Origin of the sequence: Nonomuraea solani (genome assembly GCF_900108335.1) — a bacterium.
Taxonomy (GTDB): domain Bacteria; phylum Actinomycetota; class Actinomycetes; order Streptosporangiales; family Streptosporangiaceae; genus Nonomuraea; species Nonomuraea solani.
The window spans coordinates 60,166-78,222 of record NZ_FNVT01000010.1; the positions used below are offsets into that span (position 1 = coordinate 60,166).

Consider the following 18,057-nt stretch of genomic DNA (forward strand, 5'->3'; position numbering starts at 1 on the left):
TCACCGGCCGCGCTGTCAATGGTTAGATCCAGGACATGGAACATGTGCCCACGGCGGCCGAGATGCTCGCCTGGATCGAGACGATCACCGCGCGCGGGATCCGGCGGCCCGGCTACCCGGCGGACGCGTGGACCGAGCGCTGGCTCGCCGCCCGCTTCGCCGAGTTCGGGCTGAAGGTCGAACTGGAGCCGGTCGAGCTGCCCCGCTGGCAGCCCGGCACGGCACTGCTCCGGCTGGACTCCGGCGAGGAGTTCACCGGCTTCCCGCTGCCGTTCACCGCCCCGGCCACCGGCTTACGCGCCAGGATCGCCCCGCTGGCCGACGCCCGGCCGGGCGACATCGCGGTGGACGAGCTGACCTTCACCGAGCTGCCGCAGTCGTACGTCAAGACGATCGCCACCTCCTCCTACGACCCCGAGGGCGTCTTCGACTCGCTCGTCCAGACCATCCCGTTCGGGCCGCGGATGATGGCGGTCGTCGAGCCCGCGCTGGAGGCGGGCGCCGCCGGCTACGTCGGGGCGCTGACCGGCGTGCCCTGGGACACGCACGACTACTACGTGCCCTACGACGCGGTCCGGCGGCCCATCCCCGGCCTGTGGCTGTCGGGGCCGGACTCGCGGCGGCTGATCGAGCGGCTCCCGTGCACCGGCGAACTGGTCGCCGAGTCCGTCATCGACGACGTGACCACGCACAACGTCGTCGCGACCCTGCCCGGCAACTCGCCGCACTGGGTGATCGTGGCCTCCCACCACGACGGGCCGTGGGCCTCGGCCGTCGAGGACGCCTCCGGCATCGCGCTCGTCCTCGCCGCCGCCCGGCACTGGTCGCGGGTGCCGCGGGAGGAACGCCCGCACAACCTGCTCTTCCTGCTCACCTCCGGCCACATGGCGCACGCGGCGGGCACCAGGGCGTTCATCGAACGGCACCGCGCCCTGCTCGCCGGCGTCGTGCTCCAGGTGCACCTCGAACACGCGGCGCTGCGCTGCGAACCCGTCGGCGGCGCCCTCGTGCCGACCGGTGACCCGGAGGTCCGCTGGTGGTTCACCAGCCGCCTGCCCGAACTGGAGGCCCTGGTCGCCGGGACGCTGGCGGCGGAGGGGCTGCGCCGATCGTTCGTGCTGCCGCCGGACGCGTTCTCCCCGATGCCGCCCACCGACGGCGCGTTCTTCCACCCGGAGGGCGTGCCCCTGGTGCACTTCCTGTCGGCGCCGATGTACCTGTTCGACTCGGCGGACACGATCGACAAGGTCGACGTGGCGAGCCTCGTACCGTTGGCCCGCGCCGCCGTCCGCCTCGTGGCCGGCACGGCCCACTGGACCCCTCGGCGCTGATGGTGCTTGTCCCGCGACGGTAGCGCGCGTAGCGTACGTAAAGTACGTACTTGACGATGATGCCGGAGTGGACGAGATGAATCCCCAGGAGAGCGAGTTCATCGACCGGATGGGCCTGGTCATGGAGCGGTTCGGCGGGACGCGGACCATGGGCCGCCTCTACGCGTGGCTGATGATCTGCGACCCGCCGTACCAGTCGCTCACCGAGCTGGCCGCGCAGCTCGGCGTGAGCAAGACCGCGATCAGTACGATCGCCAGGCAACTGGAGACGGGCGGGATGATCGAGCACGTGCCGGCGCAGGACCGCCAGCACCGCTATCGGATCGTCCCGGGTGGCTGGACGCAGGTGCTGCGGGCCCAGTTCGCCGCCGTACGGCCGGTTCGGGAGACGCTCGACTTCGCGCTGGAGTTCGTCGGCGAGGAGCCGCGCGGGCCACGGGAGCGCCTTGAGGAGCAGCGGGACTTCTTCGTCTTCCTCGAACGCGACGCCGACGAGATGCTCGAACGCTGGCGGCAGTACCGCGACAAGCAGCACAACGACGATCGGAGCGACGCATGAACACGGAGAAGGTCGACTTCAGGAGCATCACCGACGAGGGGGTGACCTGGACCATGCTGGGCACCCTCTACTTACGGGCCTGGGAGAGCCGTCAGGCGCGGCCCATTCTCGGCGACCGCCACGCGGCGGAGGCCATCGATCGGATCGACTACGACTTCGCCGCGCTGAAACGGCGCCTCCGGCCGGAGAGCAACCAGTTCCTGGTGGCGCTGCGGGCCCGGCAGCTCGACGACTGGAGCACCGCCTTCCTGGCGCGGCACCCCGACGCCGCGGTGCTGCATCTGGGCTGCGGCCTCGACAGCCGGATGCTCCGGCTCGACCCGGACGCCGGGTTGCGCTGGTACGACCTGGACATCCCGCAGGTCATCGACCTGCGCCGCAAGCTCTACGAGGAGCAGGGCGGCTACCAGATGATCGGCGCGTCGGTGGCGGACGAAGGCTGGCTGGAGGCCATCCCCGCCGACCGCCCCGCCCTGATCATCGCCGAAGGGCTGTTCCCGTACCTGGCCCCGACCGAGGTACGCCGCCTGCTGCAGCGTCTCACCGACCACTTCCCGTCAGGCGAGGTGATCTTCGACGCGTCGTCGCCCTGGCTGGGCCGGCTGGTCAAGCTCTGCCGCTGGGCCCCGCGCGACGGCCGGGAGGTCGAACGCTGGAACCCCCGGCTGAAGTGCGCCGAACAGGTCCCCTTCACCACCCACTACCACCGCATTCCGGTACGGCGCTACCGCGTCCTCTACCGGCTCATGCACGCCGTGCCGGCACTCCGGCACATGATGCGCGAATACCGGTTCACGTTCTGACGTATTCACACCAGGGAGAGGAAATGACCGACATCGTCGAGCGGTACGACATCCCCGTACAGCACTTCTGGTTGCACGGTCCCCGGTCGGACCGGCCGGTCGAGTACGACGCCGCCGCCGGAATCTGGGGCGTGCACGGTTATCCGGAGGCCCACGAGATCCTCGGTGACCCCGAGACCTTCTCCTCCGACACCTTCCGCGTCATCCCGAAACCCCTGATGCCGGACGCCGAGGAGTTCTCGCTCGCCGGCTTCATCACCCAGATCGACCCGCCCGAGCACGGCAAGCTGCGCAAACTGGTCAGCAGCGCCTTCACCCGCAAGGTCGTCGCGGACCTCGAACCCAGGATCGCCGCCGTCACCCACGAGCTGCTGGACGCGGCCCGGGATCGCGGCCGGCTGGAGCTCGTGGCCGACCTGGCCTATCCGCTGCCGGTCATCGTCATCGCCGAACTGCTGGGCGTGCCCGGCGGCGATCGCGCCCTGTTCAAACAGTGGGCCGACGCGCTGTTCCAGCGCGACGCGAAGATCTCGCTCACCGAGCCGGCCGAGCAGCGGGAAGAGGACATCGACGCCATGAAGTCGTGGCGGGACATGTCGGCCTACCTCGCCGACCACGCCGCGGAACGCCGGCGGAACCCGCGCGCCGACCTGCTCACCCGCCTGGTCGAGGCCGAACTGGACGGCGAACGCCTGCCCGCCGGACAGGTGGTCAACTTCGCGATCCTCCTGCTCCTCGCCGGGCACGTCACCACGACGATGCTGCTCGGCAACACCGTGCTCTGCCTGGACGCCTTCCCCGAACAGCAGGATCGGGTACGCGCCCACCGCGCCGCCGTCCCGGCCCTCATCGAGGAGTCGCTGCGCTACCTCACCCCGTTCGCCGCCATCAGCCGCACCACCACCCGCGCGGCCGAACTCGGCGGCGAGACGATCCCGGCCGATCAGCTGCTCATGGTGTGGCTCGGCGCCGCCAACAGGGACCCCCGGCAGTTCCCCGAGCCCGCCCTGTTCGACCCCGGCCGCGACCCGAACCCGCATCTCGCCTTCGGCCGCGGCATCCACTTCTGCCTGGGCGCCCCGCTGGCCCGGCTGGAGGGGCGGATCGCGCTGAACATCCTGCTCGACCGCTTCGACCGGCTGCGCACCGATCCTGATGATCCGGTGGCCTTCATCCCCACCCCCACCATGACCGGCGTGCGCCGACTGCCGCTCCGATGAATGTCCGGTAAAGAAGCCGGTCAAGAGAAGTGACTTGACGTGTGGCCGCCCGGGTGGTCCCATGAATCTCCGAAGCTGGATAGGAAAGTTTCCTAATTCGGAGGATCGATGCGATTACTCCTCATGGGCACCACGGCGGCCGGGCTGCTCCTGGTGGCGGCTCTTCCCGCCGCGGCCGATCCCGTCGAACCGGGGCCGTGGACCTCGTACGAGCCGACGTTCAACGTGCAGGAGCGCGGCTGCGGCGACGTCGGCGACCTGACGTTCACGCTGACCTGCTCCACGGGCAGCGGCGACCAGCGGGCCGAGCGGCGCTACGCCACCTACTCAGGCGGCACCCGGCAGTTCGAGGGCCACTTCAAGATCACCAGCCTGCCGGGCACCCGGATCAGCCTGAAGCAGACGTTCAAGACGACCGGCCCGTTCTTCATGCTCGCCGTCGAGCGCGGCGGCCGGCTGTACGCGGTGCACGGCGGCACCACCATCGCCACCGGCGCGACGGTCGGGACCACGGTCCGCGTCAACACCGTGCACGTGGTGGGCAGCACCCATCGGACCTACATCAACGGGTCGCTGAAGCACACCGTGGCCAGTGAGAGCGGGAGCTTCTACGACAAGTTCGGCGCCTACCGGACCAACAGCGGGCAGGGGCCCGCGACGGTCCAGTGGAGCGGCATCCGGTTCTGGCGCAAGTGATGCGGGCCCTGGCGGCGCTGGTGGTGCTGCTGGTCGCGGGCTGCTCCGCGGCCACTGCCCCTCGCCCTGCGGTGCTGAGGGCCGAGCTGGTGTCGCCGACCGACGTCGTGCTGCGCTGGGCCGGCCGTGATCCCGGCGCGGCCGGGCACGTGCTGGAGTTCGCCACCGAGCCGCGGGGCCCGTACACGATCCTGGCCTTTCTCCCGGCGGAGGAGAGCGGCTACACCCATCCCGACCTCATCCCGGAGACGACCTTCCACTACCGCCTGCGCCCCTATTACGGCCGGGCGTCGGCGGAGGTGGACGTGACCGTGGACGGCGGCGAACAGGCGTCATCGGGGGACCTGCGGGCCACCGTCACGGGACCCGACAGCGTGGCCTTCACGTGGACCGGCCGCGGGGCCGACGGGTCCCTCCTGGAGAACCGCCCGGCGGGCCGGACCGGGTTCCGGGTGGTGGCCCTGGTCGACCCCGGCGTCGGCACCTTCGACCTGGTCACCCTCCCCGAGGAGCGGCAGGCCACCTACCGGGTGCGCGCGTTCCGCTACGGACCCCCGTCGAACGTCGTCCGGCTGACCACAGGAGGACAATAAGACATCCTACCTTTACTCGCAGTGCCGACATCTCAGTGATCGGATGTATAGAGCCGATCCGGAGGACTCGGGTAACTTGATCCGCATGCTCGCCTACCCCGACAAGCCCGGGCCGGGTGCGAAGGTGGCGATCCTGTCGCCCGGCGCCGGACTGCCCGAGATCTTCCCCGCGCCGTACGAGCTGGGCCTGACCCGCCTCCGCGAGGACTTCGATCTGGTGCCGGTCGAGTATCCGACCACCCGCCGCCTCGGCTCGTCGCCGGCCGCCCGGGCCGGGGACGTCAACGCCGCGTTCGCCGACCCGTCGATCGGCGCCGTCCTCACCTCCATCGGCGGCGACGACCAGATCAAGGTGCTGCGCCACCTGGACCCCGACGTCCTCCGCGCCCACCCGAAGCCGTTCTTCGGGATCAGCGACAACACCAACCTGTGCAACTACCTGTGGAACCTCGGCATCGTGTCCTACTACGGCGGCACGATCATGACGCTCTTCGGGCGTGGTGGCGCGATGAACGCGCAGGCCGCCGAGGCCGTCCGGGCCGCGCTGTTCACCCACGACACCTACGAGCTGCGCCCCGCGCAGGCGTACAGCGACGTCGACCGCGACTGGAACGACCCGGCGTCGACGGCGGGCGAGCCGGAGCTGTTCACCGGCGAGGGCTGGCGATGGCACGGCCCGCGCCGCACGGTGACCGGCCCGTCGTGGGGCGGCTGCCTGGAGGTCCTCGACTGGAACCTGCGCGTCGGCACCCACATCCAGGAGGCCGCCGCGTACGACGGCTGCGTGCTGTTCCTGGAGACCTCGGAGGAGCTTCCCGACGCGAACTACGTCTACCGCGTGCTGATGTGCATGGGCGAGCGCGGCCTGCTCCAGCGGTTCGGCGCCGCGATCATGGGCCGGCCCAAGGCGTGGTCGCTGGACGACCAGCGCCCGCCGGACCGGAAGGCCGCGTATGTCGCCGCCCAGCAGGAGGCCGTGCTCAAGGCCTTCGCCGAGTACAACCCGGACATCCCACTCGTCCTCAACGTCGACATCGGGCACACCGACCCGCAACTGGTGGTCCCGTACGGCGGCACCGTCACCGTCGACGCCACCACCGGCCGCATCACCGTGCGGTACTAACACACTTGTGCTGGAAGGGAACTCATGGACCAGGACCGGCAGAGCGGCGTCGACACCGGCGTGCCGCACCCCGCCCGGGTGTGGAACCACTGGCTGGGCGGCAAGGACAACTACGCCGTCGATCGCGAGGTGGGCGACCGGATCCTGGCCGTGGCGCCCGACCTGGCCGTCATCGCCCGCGCCGAACGCGAGTTCCTGGGCCGGGTCGTCGCCACGGTCATCGGTGCGAACACCCGCCAGTTCCTGGACGTCGGCACCGGCATCCCGACCGCGGACAACACCCACGAGGTGGCCCAGCGCGCCGTCCCCGAAGCCTCGATCGTGTACGTCGACAACGATCCGATCGTCCTCGCCCACGCCCGCGCTCTGCTGCGCGGCACCCCGGAGGGCAGGATCGCCTACCTGGACGCCGACCTGCGCGAACCCGAGACCATCCTGGCCGGCGCGAGCCGGACGCTGACCTTCGACGAGCCCATCTGCCTGCTGCTGCTCGGCATCCTGGAGTTCCTCCCCGACCTGGACCGCGCCTACGAGATCGTGCGCACCCTCACCGCCGCCCTGCCCTCCGGCAGTTTCCTGGCGATCGCCGGCAGCGTGCGAAGCCCCTCCATGGAGCAGGCGGCGGCCCTGTGGAACGAGGGCGGCGGCACGCCCATCACCCTGCGCGACCCGAAGGAACTGCTGGGCTTCTTCGACGGGATGGACGTGCTGGAGCCGGGCGTGGTCTCCCTGCCGCAGTGGCGGCCCGGTCTCGACACGCGGTACGTCGACCGGGAGGTCTCCCAGTACGGGGGAGTGGCCCGCAAACCCTGAGGCTCAGCCGGTGAGCACCCGGTTGAGGGTCTCCTCGACGGCGGCCCGGACCGTGGCGGGGTCGTCGAGGTCGAAGCCGACGACAAGGCCGTCCCTGAGCAGGAGCAGGATGTCGGCGGTCAGCTCCGCGCCGGGGTGGCCGTCGGCGGCCAGGAGGTCGCGGTAGAGGTCGCGGTTCCAGCGGCGGTGCTCGGCGATCGCCAGCCGTACGGGATGGGCCGGGTCGGGATATTCGGCCGCCGTGTTGACGAAGGGGCAGCCCCGGTAGGTGGGGCCCGCGCCGAACTCGCACATGAAGGCGAAGATCGCCATCAACCGCTCGCGCGGTGAGCCGTCGCGTATCGAGTCCACCGCCGTGCGCACCACCGCGCCCTGCTCCGTCACGTACGCCCGGACCAGGTCGTCCTTGCTCGGGAAATGATGGTAGAAGGTCGCCTTGGCGACCCCGGCCTCGGCGATGATCCGGTCGATGCCGACCGCGTGCACGCCCTCGCCGTAGAACAGGCGGGCCGCGGTCCGGAGCACCCGGTCGCGGGCCGGGCTCGGGCGGGCAAGCGTCTCTGCGTTCACCACTTGACGATACCAGACAGACCTGTCTACCCTCTTGGCATGAAGGCAGACAGACAGGTCTGTCTGATCTGAGGGAGAACGAAGCCATGAGTCTCTACACCGCCATCGCCACCTCCGCCGGCCGCGACGCCCGCGCCGTTTCCTCCGACGGCCGGCTGGACGTCAAGCTGGCCCTGCAGAAGGAGCTCGGCGGCGACGGCGCGGGCACCAACCCCGAGCAGCTCTTCGCCGCGGGCTACGCCGCCTGCTTCGCCTCGGCGATGCAGCTCGTGGCGGGCCAGAAGAAGATCGATGTCTCCGACGCGTCGGTCACGGCCGAGATCGGGCTCGCGCCCAACGGCAAGGGCGGGTTCCAGCTCGACGCCACGCTGCGGGTCGAACTGCCCGACACGCTCGCGCCGGAGACGGCCCGCGAGCTCGTCGACGCCACCCACCAGGTGTGCCCCTACTCCAACGCCACCCGCGGCAACGTCGCGGTCAACCTGGTCATCGAGTAAGCCCGCAGCTCACCCGTACGTCATGCTTGTCAGATGACCCGTTCGAACGGCGAGTCGCCGATCGCCGCCGCGCACAGTGACCTGCTCGACGCGACCCCCGGCCTGTGGGTGGACGATCGGGACGACGACGACCCGGTGCTGCTCAGGTCCGACGGCCGGCCGGTCGACACCTGGCGCCAGCACTACCCGTACGACGAGCGCCTGCCCCGCGGCGAGTACGAGCACGACAAGCGGCTGCTGCAGATCGAGCTGCTCAAGCTGCAGTACTGGATCAAGCAGACCGGCGGCCGGCTGGTCGTGCTGTTCGAAGGGCGCGACGCGGCCGGCAAGGGCGGCACCATCAAGCGCTTCATGGAGCACCTCAACCCGCGCGGCGCGACCGTCGTCGCGCTGGAGAAGCCGAGCGAGCGCGAGCAGGGCCAGTGGTATTTCCAGCGCTACATCGCCCACCTGCCGGCCAAGGGCGAGATCGTGCTGTTCGACCGCTCCTGGTACAACCGGGCGGGCGTGGAGCGGGTCATGGGCTTCTGCACGGAGGAGGAGTACCTGGAGTTCATGGAGCAGGTGCCGCGCCTGGAGAACCTGCTCGTGGAGTCGGGCCTGCACCTGGTCAAACTGTGGTTCTCGGTGTCGCGGGCCGAGCAGCGCACCCGGTTCATCATCCGCCAGGTGGACCCGGTCCGGCAGTGGAAGCTGTCGCCGATGGACCTGGCCTCACTGCACCGATGGGACGACTACACCGGCGCCAAGGAGTACATGTTCCTGCACACCGACACCGAGTCGGCGCCGTGGACGGTCATCAAGAGCAACGACAAGAAGCGCGCCCGGCTGGAGGCCATGCGGCACGTGCTGAGCCTGTTCGACTACGAGGGCAAAGACCACGACGTCGTCGGCGTACCGGATCCGCGCATCGTGACCTCCGCCGCCGACATCTTCGACGAGGACCACACTCTGCCCGATCCCGCCTGATACGGGACAATGCCGGATGTGATTGTCGACAAAGCGATCTACTGCGACGGCGTCCGTGAGACCATCACCGGCGACATCAGCGATGCCTTCTCCGCTGCCCGGCCCAGAGGCGACTGTTTCTTGTGGATCGGTTTGCACGAGCCTTCCCAGGAGGAGTTCGATCTGATCACCAACGAGGTGAGCCTGCATCCCCTGGCGGTCGAGGACGCCATCCACGCCCACCAGCGGCCCAAGCTCGAACGCTATGACGACACCCTGTTCGTGGTGCTCAAGCCGCTGCTGTACGTCGATGAGAGCTCCGACATCGAGGTCGGCGAGATCAACCTGTTCCTGGGCCGCGACTTCGTCATCAGCGTCCGCCACGGCAAGGCCAACCCCTTGGGCGGGGTACGCCGCCGCATCGAGTCCGACCGGGACCTGCTGGCCGCCGGGCCCGCCGCAGTCCTGTACGCGATCTGCGACGAGGTCGTCGACACCTACTCCCGCATCTCCCACGAGATCGAGGTCGACCTCATCGCCCTGGAGCACCGGGTCTTCAGCGGTGAGCACCACGACGCCACCGCCGACATCTACTCGCTCAAGCGGGAGGTGCTGGAGTTCCGTACCGCCCAGGACCCGCTGATCCCGGTGCTGGAGGAGATCGTCAAGGGCCGGGTGGAGCTGTGCTCCAGCACCCGCGAACAGTTCCGCGACGTCCTGGACCACCTGCTCCGCGTGGACGCCCAGGTCGACGAGCACAACGAACTGCTCACCAGCGCCCTGAGCGCGCACCTGGCCCTGGTGAGCAGCGAGCAGAACCAGGTGGCCATGCAGCAGAACGCCGACATGCGCAAGATCTCCTCCTGGGCGGCCCTCATCGCCGTACCCACGATGATCGCCGGCATCTATGGCATGAACTTCGATTACATGCCGGAGTTGCACTGGTTGCTCGGTTATCCGCTCAGCCTGACCGCCATGGTCGTCGCCGTGATCATCGTCTACCGGCTGCTGCGGAAGAGTGGGTGGCTGTGAAGCGGCCTGTCTCGGCGAACAGGGTCCTGCTGGCCGTGGTCGTCGCCTGGATCATGTTCCTGACCGTCCTCATCCTGCTCGACCCGCGCGCCGCCGGCGCCTGAGGGTCATCGATCCCCGAGTCCTCGGTCCTCGGCCCAGCCGAGCAGGCGGCTCAGGTGCGGGTCGGGGGCGTCCGTGAGCGTGGGGACGTCGCCGGCGACGACCTCGCCGCTCGTTCCGTCGATCGTGACGATCGCGCCTTCCGGCAGGGTACGCCCTCCGGCGCGGACATGACCGGCCACGGCGTCGACCGTGAGGCCGGAGGCGCCGACGACGGCCGGCTTGCCCATGGCGCGGGCGACGACGGCGGCGTGACTGGCGGGCCCGCCCCGGGCCGTGACGACACCCGCGGCGGCGGCCAGGCCGTGCAGGTCGAGCGGGCTCGTCTCGGGCCGGGCCAGGATGACCGGGCCACCGGCCGCCATGCGGGCCGCGGCGTCGGCGGTGACCGCCAGCCGCCCGGTCGCGACCCCCGGACAGGCGCCCAGGCCCCGGATGAGCAGGTCGATGGGGGCGGTCGTGTCGATCCGGGGCGTGCGCGAAGGCTTGAGCCGCCGCGGGTCGACCCGGCGTAGTGCCTCGCGGCGGTCGATGACGTTCTCGTCCACCAGGTCGACCGCGACGCGGACGGCGGCGCGGCCGGTCAGCGTGGCGGGGCGGGCCTGCAGCAGCCACAGCTCGCCGGCCTCGAAGGTGAACTCGACGTAGCAGGGGGCGCGGTGGTGCGCCTCGATCCGCCCGAGTGCCGCGAGGAGACCGGCCCATGCGGCCGGCTCGTGCCCGGCCAGGTCGGACAGCGGCCTGGTCGTCGCTCTGCCGGAGACGACGTCGTCGCCCTGGTGGCCGAACAGCACGTCTCCGAACGGGATGTTCTCGCCGGTGTTGGGGTCTCGGCTGAACGCGACGCCGCTGCCGCTGCGGGCGTCGCGATTGCCGTACACCATGGCCTGCACGGTGACGGCGGTGCCGTGGTCGTGCGGGATGCCGTTCAGCACACGATAGGTACGAGCGCGCGGCGCCTCCCACGACGCGAAAACGGCCCCAACGGCGGCTTCAAGCTGCCGCATCGGATCCTCCGGCACAAGCCGCGTCAGGTCGTCCGGGGCGAGCCGAGTCAGGTCGTCCGGGGGGAGCCGCGTCAGGTCGTTGGGGGCGAGCCGCGCCGGATTACCCGGGGCGCCCTGTCCGGATCGTGGGGGGCGGCCGTGGACGACCGAGGTGAAGCCGGACAGGAAACGCTGCCGGGCGTCGAGCGCGAACCGGGGGTCGCCGCTCTCGGCCGCCAGACCCTCCGCAGCCTCGGGGGTGAGGCCCAGGTTCAGGATGGTGTCCATCATGCCGGGCATCGACACGGCGCCGCCCGAGCGGACCGACACCGTCAGCGGCCGTTCAGGCCCGCCGAGGCGTCGCCCGGTGGCGGCCTCCAGTTCGGTGACGGCCGCCGCCAGTTCGGCATGGAGGCCGTCGGGGAACCGCCCGTCACGGAGAAAGGCCCGGCAGGCGGCGGTGCCGATGACGAACCCCGGCGGCACGGGCAGTCCCAGCCGGCGCAGCACCATGAGGCCGTGTCCTTTGCCGCCCAGCACGTCCACCGGCTGCCGGGTGTGCGCGGAGATCGGATGGATCCAGGTCATGACTGTATGATCTTCACGTGCCCGATTCGCCCCATGCGACCAGCGTGGACCTGCTCGTCCTGCACACCCTGCGGTGCATCGGCTTCGCCGGTGTCGCCCGGGTGGCCGAGGCGACGGGCCTGTCCGAGCCCGACGCCGAGTCCGAACTGATCGACCTGGCCGTGGCCGGGCTGGTCACCCACAACGCGGGAGACTTCGGCGGCTGGGGCCTGACCGACGCCGGCCGGGCCGCCGACGCCGAGCGCATCACCGGCGAACTGGACGCGTCCGGCCGCCGGGCCGTGGTCGCCCAAGCCTTCGAGACCTTCCTCGTGCTCAACCCCGAACTGCTCGATCTGTGCACGGCCTGGCAGACCCGTACCGTCGATGGCGTCATGACGGTCAACGAGCACACCGACCCCGACTACGACGCCCGAGTGCTGGGGCTCTTGATGGACTTCGACGGGCGCGCGGAGGTCGTCTGCGCCGAACTGTCCAGGGCACTGCGGCGCTTCCAGCGGTACCGCCTCCGATTCGCGAACGCGCTCAAGCGGGCGAGGGCGGGTGAGCTGGAGTACGTGTCGGACAACCTCGCGTCGTATCACACCATCTGGTTCCAACTCCACGAAGACCTCCTGGTCACCCTGGGCATCCCACGCTTCTGACCAGCTCATCGCCCACCACCGCGCCGATCAGCAGCGGGCCGACCGGTGGGTTGGTCGGTTGTGGCGGGCCGATCGGTGGCGGGCCGATCGGCGGTGAACTGGCCGGTGTTTGCGGGCTGGTCGGTGGTGGGCTGACCGGCAACAGCAGGTCGGGCGGCTGTGGCCACGGCGTGGGCGGCGCCTCGGCCGGTTGCGCGGGCGGTGATCGTGCCCGCCTGGACGCGTACGGCGGCTTCGGTGGCGTCACCGTTCCCGCCGACCCCGGTGGCTGCGGCGATGGTGCCGTCGTCGAGGACGAGGCTCAGGCTCGGCCAGACGTCCGGCCCGAACACCCGCCGCAGGCATCCCATCAGGTCGCCCGCACGCAGCCGTACGAGACGTCCGATCTCGGCGGGATCGTCCGTCACCACGACCAGCGTGACCTGCTCACCTGGGCCGGCGGCGCGCACGGCCTCCTCGGCCGCCTCCAGCCGGCTCGTCCCGAGCACCGCGATCACACCGTCGGCATCGAACACGGCCGGGCGGCCGCTGATCAGATCCGGCAGTCCCGCTGGCGGCGTCCAGTCCTCCTGGAGGCGGGGGGCGGCCGGTACGAAGGCCAGGTACGGCGGGTCCCAGGTGTCGGCGAGATCGAGGCCCGCCAGATGCGCGCAGGCGCTCGCCACATCGAAGGGGTCACCGAACCCGGGAGCCGTCTCGGCCAGGTGACCGGCTCCGTGCAGGAGGGTAAGGACCAGTTCGGCCGTCCGAACCCGGCGTGGATGGTGGGGGAGGCGGGGCTCCAGGGCGAGCGCGAGCAGCAGCGCCTCAAGCCGGCCGATCTGGGCCAGCGTGCTGCGGCCCGGCTCGTCGTCGAACACCCCGGCGAGCGAACGCGCCTGCAGCTTCCCACCGGCCGGCGTGTCACCGACGAGGGGCAGCCGTTCCAGCCACACCCGGGCGAACGCACCGAGCGCCTCACCCAGCCCGGCCGGCGACAGCACGTCGATGCCGCCGCCGTGGCTGCCCCCGATGCCGCCGCCGTAGGTGTCGCCGGTGGTGCTGAGGGCACCGTCGGTGGTGCCTACATGGGCGCCGGCGTGGGTGCTGCCGCTGGCGCCGGCGGGGGTGTCGAGCAGAACCGCCAGGTACAGAGCGCGCTTGCTCGGGAAGTTCGAGTACACCGCTCCCCGGGTCAGCTCCGCCCGCTCTGCGATGCGGTCGATTTTGGCGTCCGTGTAGCCGCGTTCGGCGAACTCCGCGCGGGCCGCCGCCAGCACGGCCGCTCGCGTGCGTTCCTGCTGTTGTGCCCTGGTCAGCCTGGCCATGGCGGCCCCTTTCGCCGTGCTCGATCGCCCGGATGACCTTATCATCTGGATTTTGAGGGCATCTTGTAGCCGCACGGGCGGCCCGCGTGACAGGCGGATCTGTGGGCAGGGCTCGGGGTGAGCGAAACGGGGGAACGCTGTGATGACACACACGCCTGATCCGCAACGGCCGACCGCGGAGAACGAGATCGAGCGCGTCAGGGAACCGGCGAAACTGCTGCGGGTGAGCGCCATGACCCGCTCGCTGCTGGAGGAGGCGCGCGGGCTGCCCCTCGACGAACACGCGCGCGAACAGCTCGGACGCATCCACGCACGCGCGGTCGAGGAGATCGCCGACTCCGTGGCGCCCGAACTCCGCGACGAGCTCGAACGCCTGCTGCCCACCCCCAACGGCCCGCTCACCCAGACCGAGATCCGGATCGTGCACGGCCAGCTCGTCGGCTGGCTGGACGGCGTGTTCCAGGGCATCAGGACCGGGCTGACCCTCCAGCAGGCCGCCGGTCAGAGCCTGGAGCTGCCGGGATCGGCGACGCCTCGCGGCGCGGCCGGCGGGGACACCGGCCAGTACCTTTGAGGCGCTCCTCCGAAGGCCGGAGGCCCGGAAACCGGAGGTCCGGAGGCCGGGAGGCCCCCGGAGGAGCGCCGTCGATCAGCCTCGGCCGGTGACTCGGGCGCTGAACGGTGCGAGCGTGATCTTGTCGATCACCGGGGCGAACTGCGACCGGAGCAGCACGCCGGGGAACGTCTCCGACGCGTAGGTCTCGCCGTCGAAGTTCGGCAGCTCCTCGGAGGAGAACCGCACCGTGTTGCCGCCCTTCTTCAACGTCACCGGCACGGTCAGCTCCCAGAAGTTGTTCTCGTGGAAGCTGTGCGGGAAGAACACCCGCTCCCCGGCACCGCCGTTCACCGAAAGGTCGGCGTGCCGGGCCAGCGGGTCCGGGTTGTAGTGCGTGGCGGGGGACTGCTCCGGGTTGGAGTAGCGGACGCGCATCGCGTACAGGCCCGGCTCGTCGGCCTTGACCGTGAACGTGAGCGTGTTCGCGTTTCCCGGCGCGCCGCCGACCCCGGTCACCGCGGACCCGCCGCCGGCCAGGGTGAACGGGGACGCCTTGGCCGTGCCTTCGAGCCGCGCCGACTCGGCCTCGTACGCGCTGACCGGCAGCGCCGCGGGCCGTACCTCCAGGCGGTCGATGAGCGCGGTGCCGGACGTCCCGGTGACCGTGACCTTGTTGACCCCGCCCGACAGCGACACCACCACGGCGTCCTCGTCGGTGCGCACCTCCCTGCCGTTGACGGCCATGGACGCCCTGCCGGAGCCGAGCAGCCTGAGGTCGAGCCGGGCGGCGGCGTCCTTGGCGGAGTACACCCAGAAGGTGGCCGACTGGCCGCGCCCGGCCGTGACGACGCCGGAGCCCGAAACGCCCTTCTCGTACGACGTCCGCGCCCCCTTCAGATCGGCCAGTTCCGCCTCGTAGATCGAGGTGGCCGCCGCCGGGTTCGGCAGCGAGAGCCGTACGCGGTCCACGATCGCGTCGCCCTTCGTCACCCTGGCGCCGTCGAGGCTCCGCGCCGCCAGCGAGATGACGTGCCTGCCCGCCGTGAGCTGGACGGTCGTGTCCGCGTGGTCCCACACCACCCACTTGTAGCCCAGCGGCAGGAACAACTCCTGCTCCGCGCCGCCGTCCACGCGCAGGAAGACGTTGGTCGGCCCCTGCTCGCGTACCCGGTCGAAGGTGTTGAGGGAGTTGGCGAAGACGCCGAGGTCGTAGCGGCCGGTCTTCGGCACCTCGACGGTGAAGTCGAGCACCCCGTCCGAACCGGTACGCAGCCCGCCCACGTTGTAGCGGCCGGAGGTGTAGAACTTCGACACGTCCGCCGGTGAGCCCTCGGGGCCGTTGCGGCTGTAGCCGGTGCCGGTGTACTTCGCGTCCTCGGCCTCGTACGACTGCTCCCACAGCTTGGGGGACGGCGAGGTCGCGGTGCCGGACCCGGCCGGGGTGAGGACGATCTCGTACGCCGACGACTCCTTCAGCCTGGGCAGCCCGCCGCTGCCGAAGTCGAAGACCACGGTGCCGTTCTTGACCCGGACGTCGTACTCGGCGACGACCTCCGGCTGCGCCGAGTCGCCGATCTGGCCCGTCCATGGGATCTCCCGCACCCACGCGTGCACGGTGGAGCTCAGGACGCCGGCGGGGACGTTCTCGAACCGGATGTGCCCCGCGCTGCCGGCCCCGCCGATGATCGCGCGCGCCTGCCGCTTCCTGTCGTCGAGCGTCGCGACGCCCTGCAGCGTGTAGTTCTGGCCCGGGTACGGCGGCGACACCTGGACGGTGTGGCCGCTCATGGAGCCGTAGGCGTTGAACAGCCACCACTGGCCGTTGCCCCGGTTGGCCTGCACGGCGGAGTCGGACAGGTTGCCGTCGATGTTCCAGTACGCGATGTCGGCGTCCACCTTCGACTCCTCGATGGCCGAGATCCACTGGATCATCTGGCCGGGCACCGAGGTGTGATAGTTGAAGGCGTACTCGTTGACGTTGATCGGCAGCTTCTTACCGGCGTACGCGGTGCCGGCGAAGACCTCGGCCTCCATCTCGCGATACCGCTTGACGCTCGCGCGCACCTGCTCGGGGTGGCTGAGCTCGTGCCAGGTCATCACCTCGGGTACGGTGCCCGCCGCGACGACGTGTTCGAGATAGCCCTTGACCTGGGCGTACAGCACGCTGGTGTTGGGGCCCGCGATGCGCGCGGCGGGCATCCTGCCCTTGATGATCGCGTGGATGTCGTCCCACGCCTTGAAGTAGTCGCGCGGGTCGCTGAGCCAGCTAATGCGGTTGTAGCTCCACTCGCCGGTGCCGAACATGTTGCCCTCGGGCTCGTTGAACGGCACGAAGACGATGTTGTCCTGATATTTCGGGTCAAGCTGCAGGACCTGATCCACCTGCTTGGCGATCTTCTGCTTGAACAGGTCCAGCTTCTCCTGCGGCGTGCTCCCCGGCCACTGGTACGGGAAGCCGCGGTGGATGTCGGTCATGTAGATGTACACGTCGCCGCCGGTGCTGTCGGCCAGCGGCTTGACCACTTCGAGCGCGTCGGCGCCCGGGTGCTGCGGGCCGTCCTGCGCCTTGGTCGACACCGTGCGCAGCCGCATGCCCTCGATCAGGTTGTTCGTCGGCACCCCCGGCCCGTACAGGCCGTAGAGCGTCCCCGACGCGCCGCCGTGGAAGGCGCCGGTGTCCTTGCCGAGGTCGATCGTCAGCTGCCCCTCGCGGATCACCGTCACCCGGGCGGTGACGGGCCGGCCGCCGGCGGTGCCGGTCACCGTGAACGTCCCCAGTTCGGCGTAGTCCCCGGGATCCACGGGCGGCCAGGTGACGGGCAGGTCGCGGTCGTAATCGTCGGAGAAGGTGGCGCGGACCGTGGCCGGCAGGGGCGGCGCGGTGCCGACGATCGTACGGACGTCGAAGGAGCTCTGCGCCAGGCCCGTCGGGGTGGGCGGCTCCGTGCCCACGCTCGCCGCGACCTCCTCGGCGGACAGCGCGGCGGCGTACACGCGGAAGTCGTCGATGGCGCCGTCGAACAGCGGATCCTGGTAGAACGAACGGCCGATGAACCCGGCGGAGGTCGTGGCGGCGTCGATGAGCTGCCCGGCGGTCACGCTGGTCGCCGCCGAGGCGACGGCGGCCCCGTCGAGGTAGGTGGTGAGACGCCCGCCGCCGAGGGTGACCGTCAGCGTCTTCCACGCGTCGGCGGGCAGCCGCGCGTAGCCCGTGACCTGCGCCTCACCCCCGCCGCCCGACGTCGTGACCGCCGTGCGCAGCCGCCCGTCACCGTTGTACGGCGTGCTGAACAGGTAGCGGTTCGTGTCCTTGCCGAGCGCGTAGATCCACTGCCAGGGGGCGGTCGTGCCGTCCCAGCGCACGCGCGCCGACACGGTCAGGTCGGTCCTGCCCTGGAGCAGGGCCGCCGGCAGGCGTACGTAGGCGCCGTCGGAGGTGGGGGCACCGCCGGGCAGGCTCAGGGCGTGACCGCCGCCCGCCCCGTCGACCAGGGCCGCGGTGGAGCCGTTGACCAGCGTCCCGTCCAGGCCGTTGCCGGAGGAGTCGGTGATGGTGCCGGTGGTGACGTCGTCGGCGTCGAACTCGTAGACGAGCACGGGGGCGGGCACCGCCGGCGCGGCGGCGGCCGGGACCGTGCATAAGGCGAGAGTGAGAACGGCGGGGAGGATGGCTCGGGTGATCATTCCTA

Annotated in this window: 17 protein-coding genes; 13 read left to right on the forward strand and 4 right to left on the reverse strand. The window is 70.6% G+C overall.

What is annotated here, in order from left to right; genetic code table 11:
• Nucleotides 1-35: 35 nt before the first annotated feature.
• The 8 genes from C4V41_RS31780 to C4V41_RS31815 all read left to right on the forward strand — a co-directional run bounded on the left by C4V41_RS31780 (nt 36) and on the right by C4V41_RS31815 (nt 7,138).
• Nucleotides 36-1,331 (forward strand): M28 family peptidase, encoded by a 1,296-nt coding sequence (locus tag C4V41_RS31780; RefSeq protein ID WP_103959656.1) that lies wholly within the window; start codon nt 36-38, stop codon nt 1,329-1,331.
• Nucleotides 1,332-1,398: 67 nt separating this feature from the next.
• Entirely contained in the window at nt 1,399-1,890 is a 492-nt protein-coding gene (locus C4V41_RS31785; RefSeq protein ID WP_200824369.1) for a GbsR/MarR family transcriptional regulator, read from the forward strand.
• Nucleotides 1,887-2,693 (forward strand): class I SAM-dependent methyltransferase, encoded by an 807-nt coding sequence (locus C4V41_RS31790; protein WP_103959657.1) that lies wholly within the window; start codon nt 1,887-1,889, stop codon nt 2,691-2,693. The genes C4V41_RS31785 and C4V41_RS31790 overlap by 4 nt, the downstream gene beginning before the upstream one ends.
• A gap of 23 nt (nt 2,694-2,716) precedes the next feature.
• Nucleotides 2,717-3,913: a cytochrome P450 gene (locus C4V41_RS31795; RefSeq protein WP_103959658.1), complete on the forward strand. Its 1,197-nt coding sequence runs from the start codon at nt 2,717-2,719 to the stop codon at nt 3,911-3,913.
• A gap of 108 nt (nt 3,914-4,021) precedes the next feature.
• The gene (locus C4V41_RS31800; RefSeq protein WP_200824370.1) at nt 4,022-4,609 is read left to right on the forward strand and encodes a hypothetical protein; all 588 of its coding nucleotides are present in this window, start codon (nt 4,022-4,024) and stop codon (nt 4,607-4,609) included.
• The gene (locus tag C4V41_RS31805; RefSeq protein WP_200824371.1) at nt 4,606-5,202 is read left to right on the forward strand and encodes a fibronectin type III domain-containing protein; all 597 of its coding nucleotides are present in this window, start codon (nt 4,606-4,608) and stop codon (nt 5,200-5,202) included. The genes C4V41_RS31800 and C4V41_RS31805 overlap by 4 nt, the downstream gene beginning before the upstream one ends.
• Nucleotides 5,203-5,287: 85 nt before the next feature.
• Nucleotides 5,288-6,325 carry a S66 family peptidase gene (locus C4V41_RS31810; RefSeq protein WP_200824372.1) on the forward strand — a complete coding sequence of 346 codons (1,038 nt, stop codon included), beginning with the start codon at nt 5,288-5,290 and terminating at the stop codon, nt 6,323-6,325.
• A gap of 24 nt (nt 6,326-6,349) precedes the next feature.
• Nucleotides 6,350-7,138 carry an SAM-dependent methyltransferase gene (locus C4V41_RS31815; protein WP_103959661.1) on the forward strand — a complete coding sequence of 263 codons (789 nt, stop codon included), beginning with the start codon at nt 6,350-6,352 and terminating at the stop codon, nt 7,136-7,138.
• 3 nt (nt 7,139-7,141) lie between these two features.
• On the opposite strand, the gene C4V41_RS31820 is transcribed toward C4V41_RS31815, so the two are convergent.
• Complete coding sequence (locus C4V41_RS31820; RefSeq protein ID WP_103959928.1) at nt 7,142-7,708, reverse strand: TetR/AcrR family transcriptional regulator; 567 nt, start codon at nt 7,706-7,708, stop codon at nt 7,142-7,144.
• 86 nt (nt 7,709-7,794) lie between these two features.
• Here C4V41_RS31820 and C4V41_RS31825 point away from each other — a divergent pair, with 86 nt between their 5' ends.
• The 3 genes from C4V41_RS31825 to C4V41_RS31835 are packed head-to-tail and all read left to right on the forward strand — an operon-like array spanning nt 7,795 to nt 10,185.
• Nucleotides 7,795-8,205 carry an organic hydroperoxide resistance protein gene (locus tag C4V41_RS31825; RefSeq protein ID WP_103959662.1) on the forward strand — a complete coding sequence of 137 codons (411 nt, stop codon included), beginning with the start codon at nt 7,795-7,797 and terminating at the stop codon, nt 8,203-8,205.
• Between the two features lie 33 nt (nt 8,206-8,238).
• A complete protein-coding gene (gene ppk2, locus C4V41_RS31830) occupies nt 8,239-9,174 on the forward strand; it encodes a polyphosphate kinase 2 (RefSeq protein WP_103959663.1) in 936 nt (311 codons plus the stop codon).
• A 9-nt stretch (nt 9,175-9,183) separates the two neighbouring features.
• Nucleotides 9,184-10,185 carry a magnesium and cobalt transport protein CorA gene (locus tag C4V41_RS31835; RefSeq protein ID WP_235030490.1) on the forward strand — a complete coding sequence of 334 codons (1,002 nt, stop codon included), beginning with the start codon at nt 9,184-9,186 and terminating at the stop codon, nt 10,183-10,185.
• 107 nt (nt 10,186-10,292) lie between these two features.
• On the opposite strand, the gene C4V41_RS31840 is transcribed toward C4V41_RS31835, so the two are convergent.
• Nucleotides 10,293-11,861: a pyruvate, phosphate dikinase gene (locus C4V41_RS31840; protein ID WP_103959664.1), complete on the reverse strand. Its 1,569-nt coding sequence runs from the start codon at nt 11,859-11,861 to the stop codon at nt 10,293-10,295.
• Nucleotides 11,862-11,878: 17 nt separating this feature from the next.
• On the opposite strand from C4V41_RS31840, the gene C4V41_RS31845 reads away from it, so the two are divergent.
• Nucleotides 11,879-12,505 (forward strand): transcriptional regulator, encoded by a 627-nt coding sequence (locus tag C4V41_RS31845; protein ID WP_103959665.1) that lies wholly within the window; start codon nt 11,879-11,881, stop codon nt 12,503-12,505.
• A gap of 5 nt (nt 12,506-12,510) precedes the next feature.
• Here the strand turns inward: C4V41_RS31845 and C4V41_RS31850 are convergent, their stop codons facing one another.
• Entirely contained in the window at nt 12,511-13,812 is a 1,302-nt protein-coding gene (locus tag C4V41_RS31850; RefSeq protein ID WP_103959666.1) for a TetR/AcrR family transcriptional regulator, read from the reverse strand.
• Nucleotides 13,813-13,954: 142 nt separating this feature from the next.
• On the opposite strand from C4V41_RS31850, the gene C4V41_RS31855 reads away from it, so the two are divergent.
• Nucleotides 13,955-14,386, forward strand: a complete 432-nt coding sequence (locus tag C4V41_RS31855) for a proteasome activator (RefSeq protein WP_103959667.1) — start codon at nt 13,955-13,957, stop codon at nt 14,384-14,386.
• Nucleotides 14,387-14,461: 75 nt separating this feature from the next.
• Here the strand turns inward: C4V41_RS31855 and C4V41_RS31860 are convergent, their stop codons facing one another.
• Nucleotides 14,462-18,052 carry a LamG-like jellyroll fold domain-containing protein gene (locus tag C4V41_RS31860; protein WP_103959668.1) on the reverse strand — a complete coding sequence of 1,197 codons (3,591 nt, stop codon included), beginning with the start codon at nt 18,050-18,052 and terminating at the stop codon, nt 14,462-14,464.
• Between the last annotated feature and the right edge of the window lie 5 nt (nt 18,053-18,057).

Coding starts and splice junctions, on each gene's coding strand:
- ppk2 (WP_103959663.1), top strand. CDS start 8,239: ATGACCCGTTCGAACGGCGAGTCGCCGATCGCCGCCGCGCACAGTGAC.
- C4V41_RS31825 (WP_103959662.1), top strand. CDS start 7,795: ATGAGTCTCTACACCGCCATCGCCACCTCCGCCGGCCGCGACGCCCGC.
- C4V41_RS31815 (WP_103959661.1), top strand. CDS start 6,350: ATGGACCAGGACCGGCAGAGCGGCGTCGACACCGGCGTGCCGCACCCC.
- C4V41_RS31800 (WP_200824370.1), top strand. CDS start 4,022: ATGCGATTACTCCTCATGGGCACCACGGCGGCCGGGCTGCTCCTGGTG.
- C4V41_RS31855 (WP_103959667.1), top strand. CDS start 13,955: ATGACACACACGCCTGATCCGCAACGGCCGACCGCGGAGAACGAGATC.
- C4V41_RS31860 (WP_103959668.1), bottom strand. CDS start 18,052: ATGATCACCCGAGCCATCCTCCCCGCCGTTCTCACTCTCGCCTTATGC.
- C4V41_RS31795 (WP_103959658.1), top strand. CDS start 2,717: ATGACCGACATCGTCGAGCGGTACGACATCCCCGTACAGCACTTCTGG.
- C4V41_RS31810 (WP_200824372.1), top strand. CDS start 5,288: ATGCTCGCCTACCCCGACAAGCCCGGGCCGGGTGCGAAGGTGGCGATC.
- C4V41_RS31780 (WP_103959656.1), top strand. CDS start 36: ATGGAACATGTGCCCACGGCGGCCGAGATGCTCGCCTGGATCGAGACG.
- C4V41_RS31790 (WP_103959657.1), top strand. CDS start 1,887: ATGAACACGGAGAAGGTCGACTTCAGGAGCATCACCGACGAGGGGGTG.
- C4V41_RS31850 (WP_103959666.1), bottom strand. CDS start 13,812: ATGGCCAGGCTGACCAGGGCACAACAGCAGGAACGCACGCGAGCGGCC.
- C4V41_RS31840 (WP_103959664.1), bottom strand. CDS start 11,861: ATGACCTGGATCCATCCGATCTCCGCGCACACCCGGCAGCCGGTGGAC.
- C4V41_RS31835 (WP_235030490.1), top strand. CDS start 9,184: ATGCCGGATGTGATTGTCGACAAAGCGATCTACTGCGACGGCGTCCGT.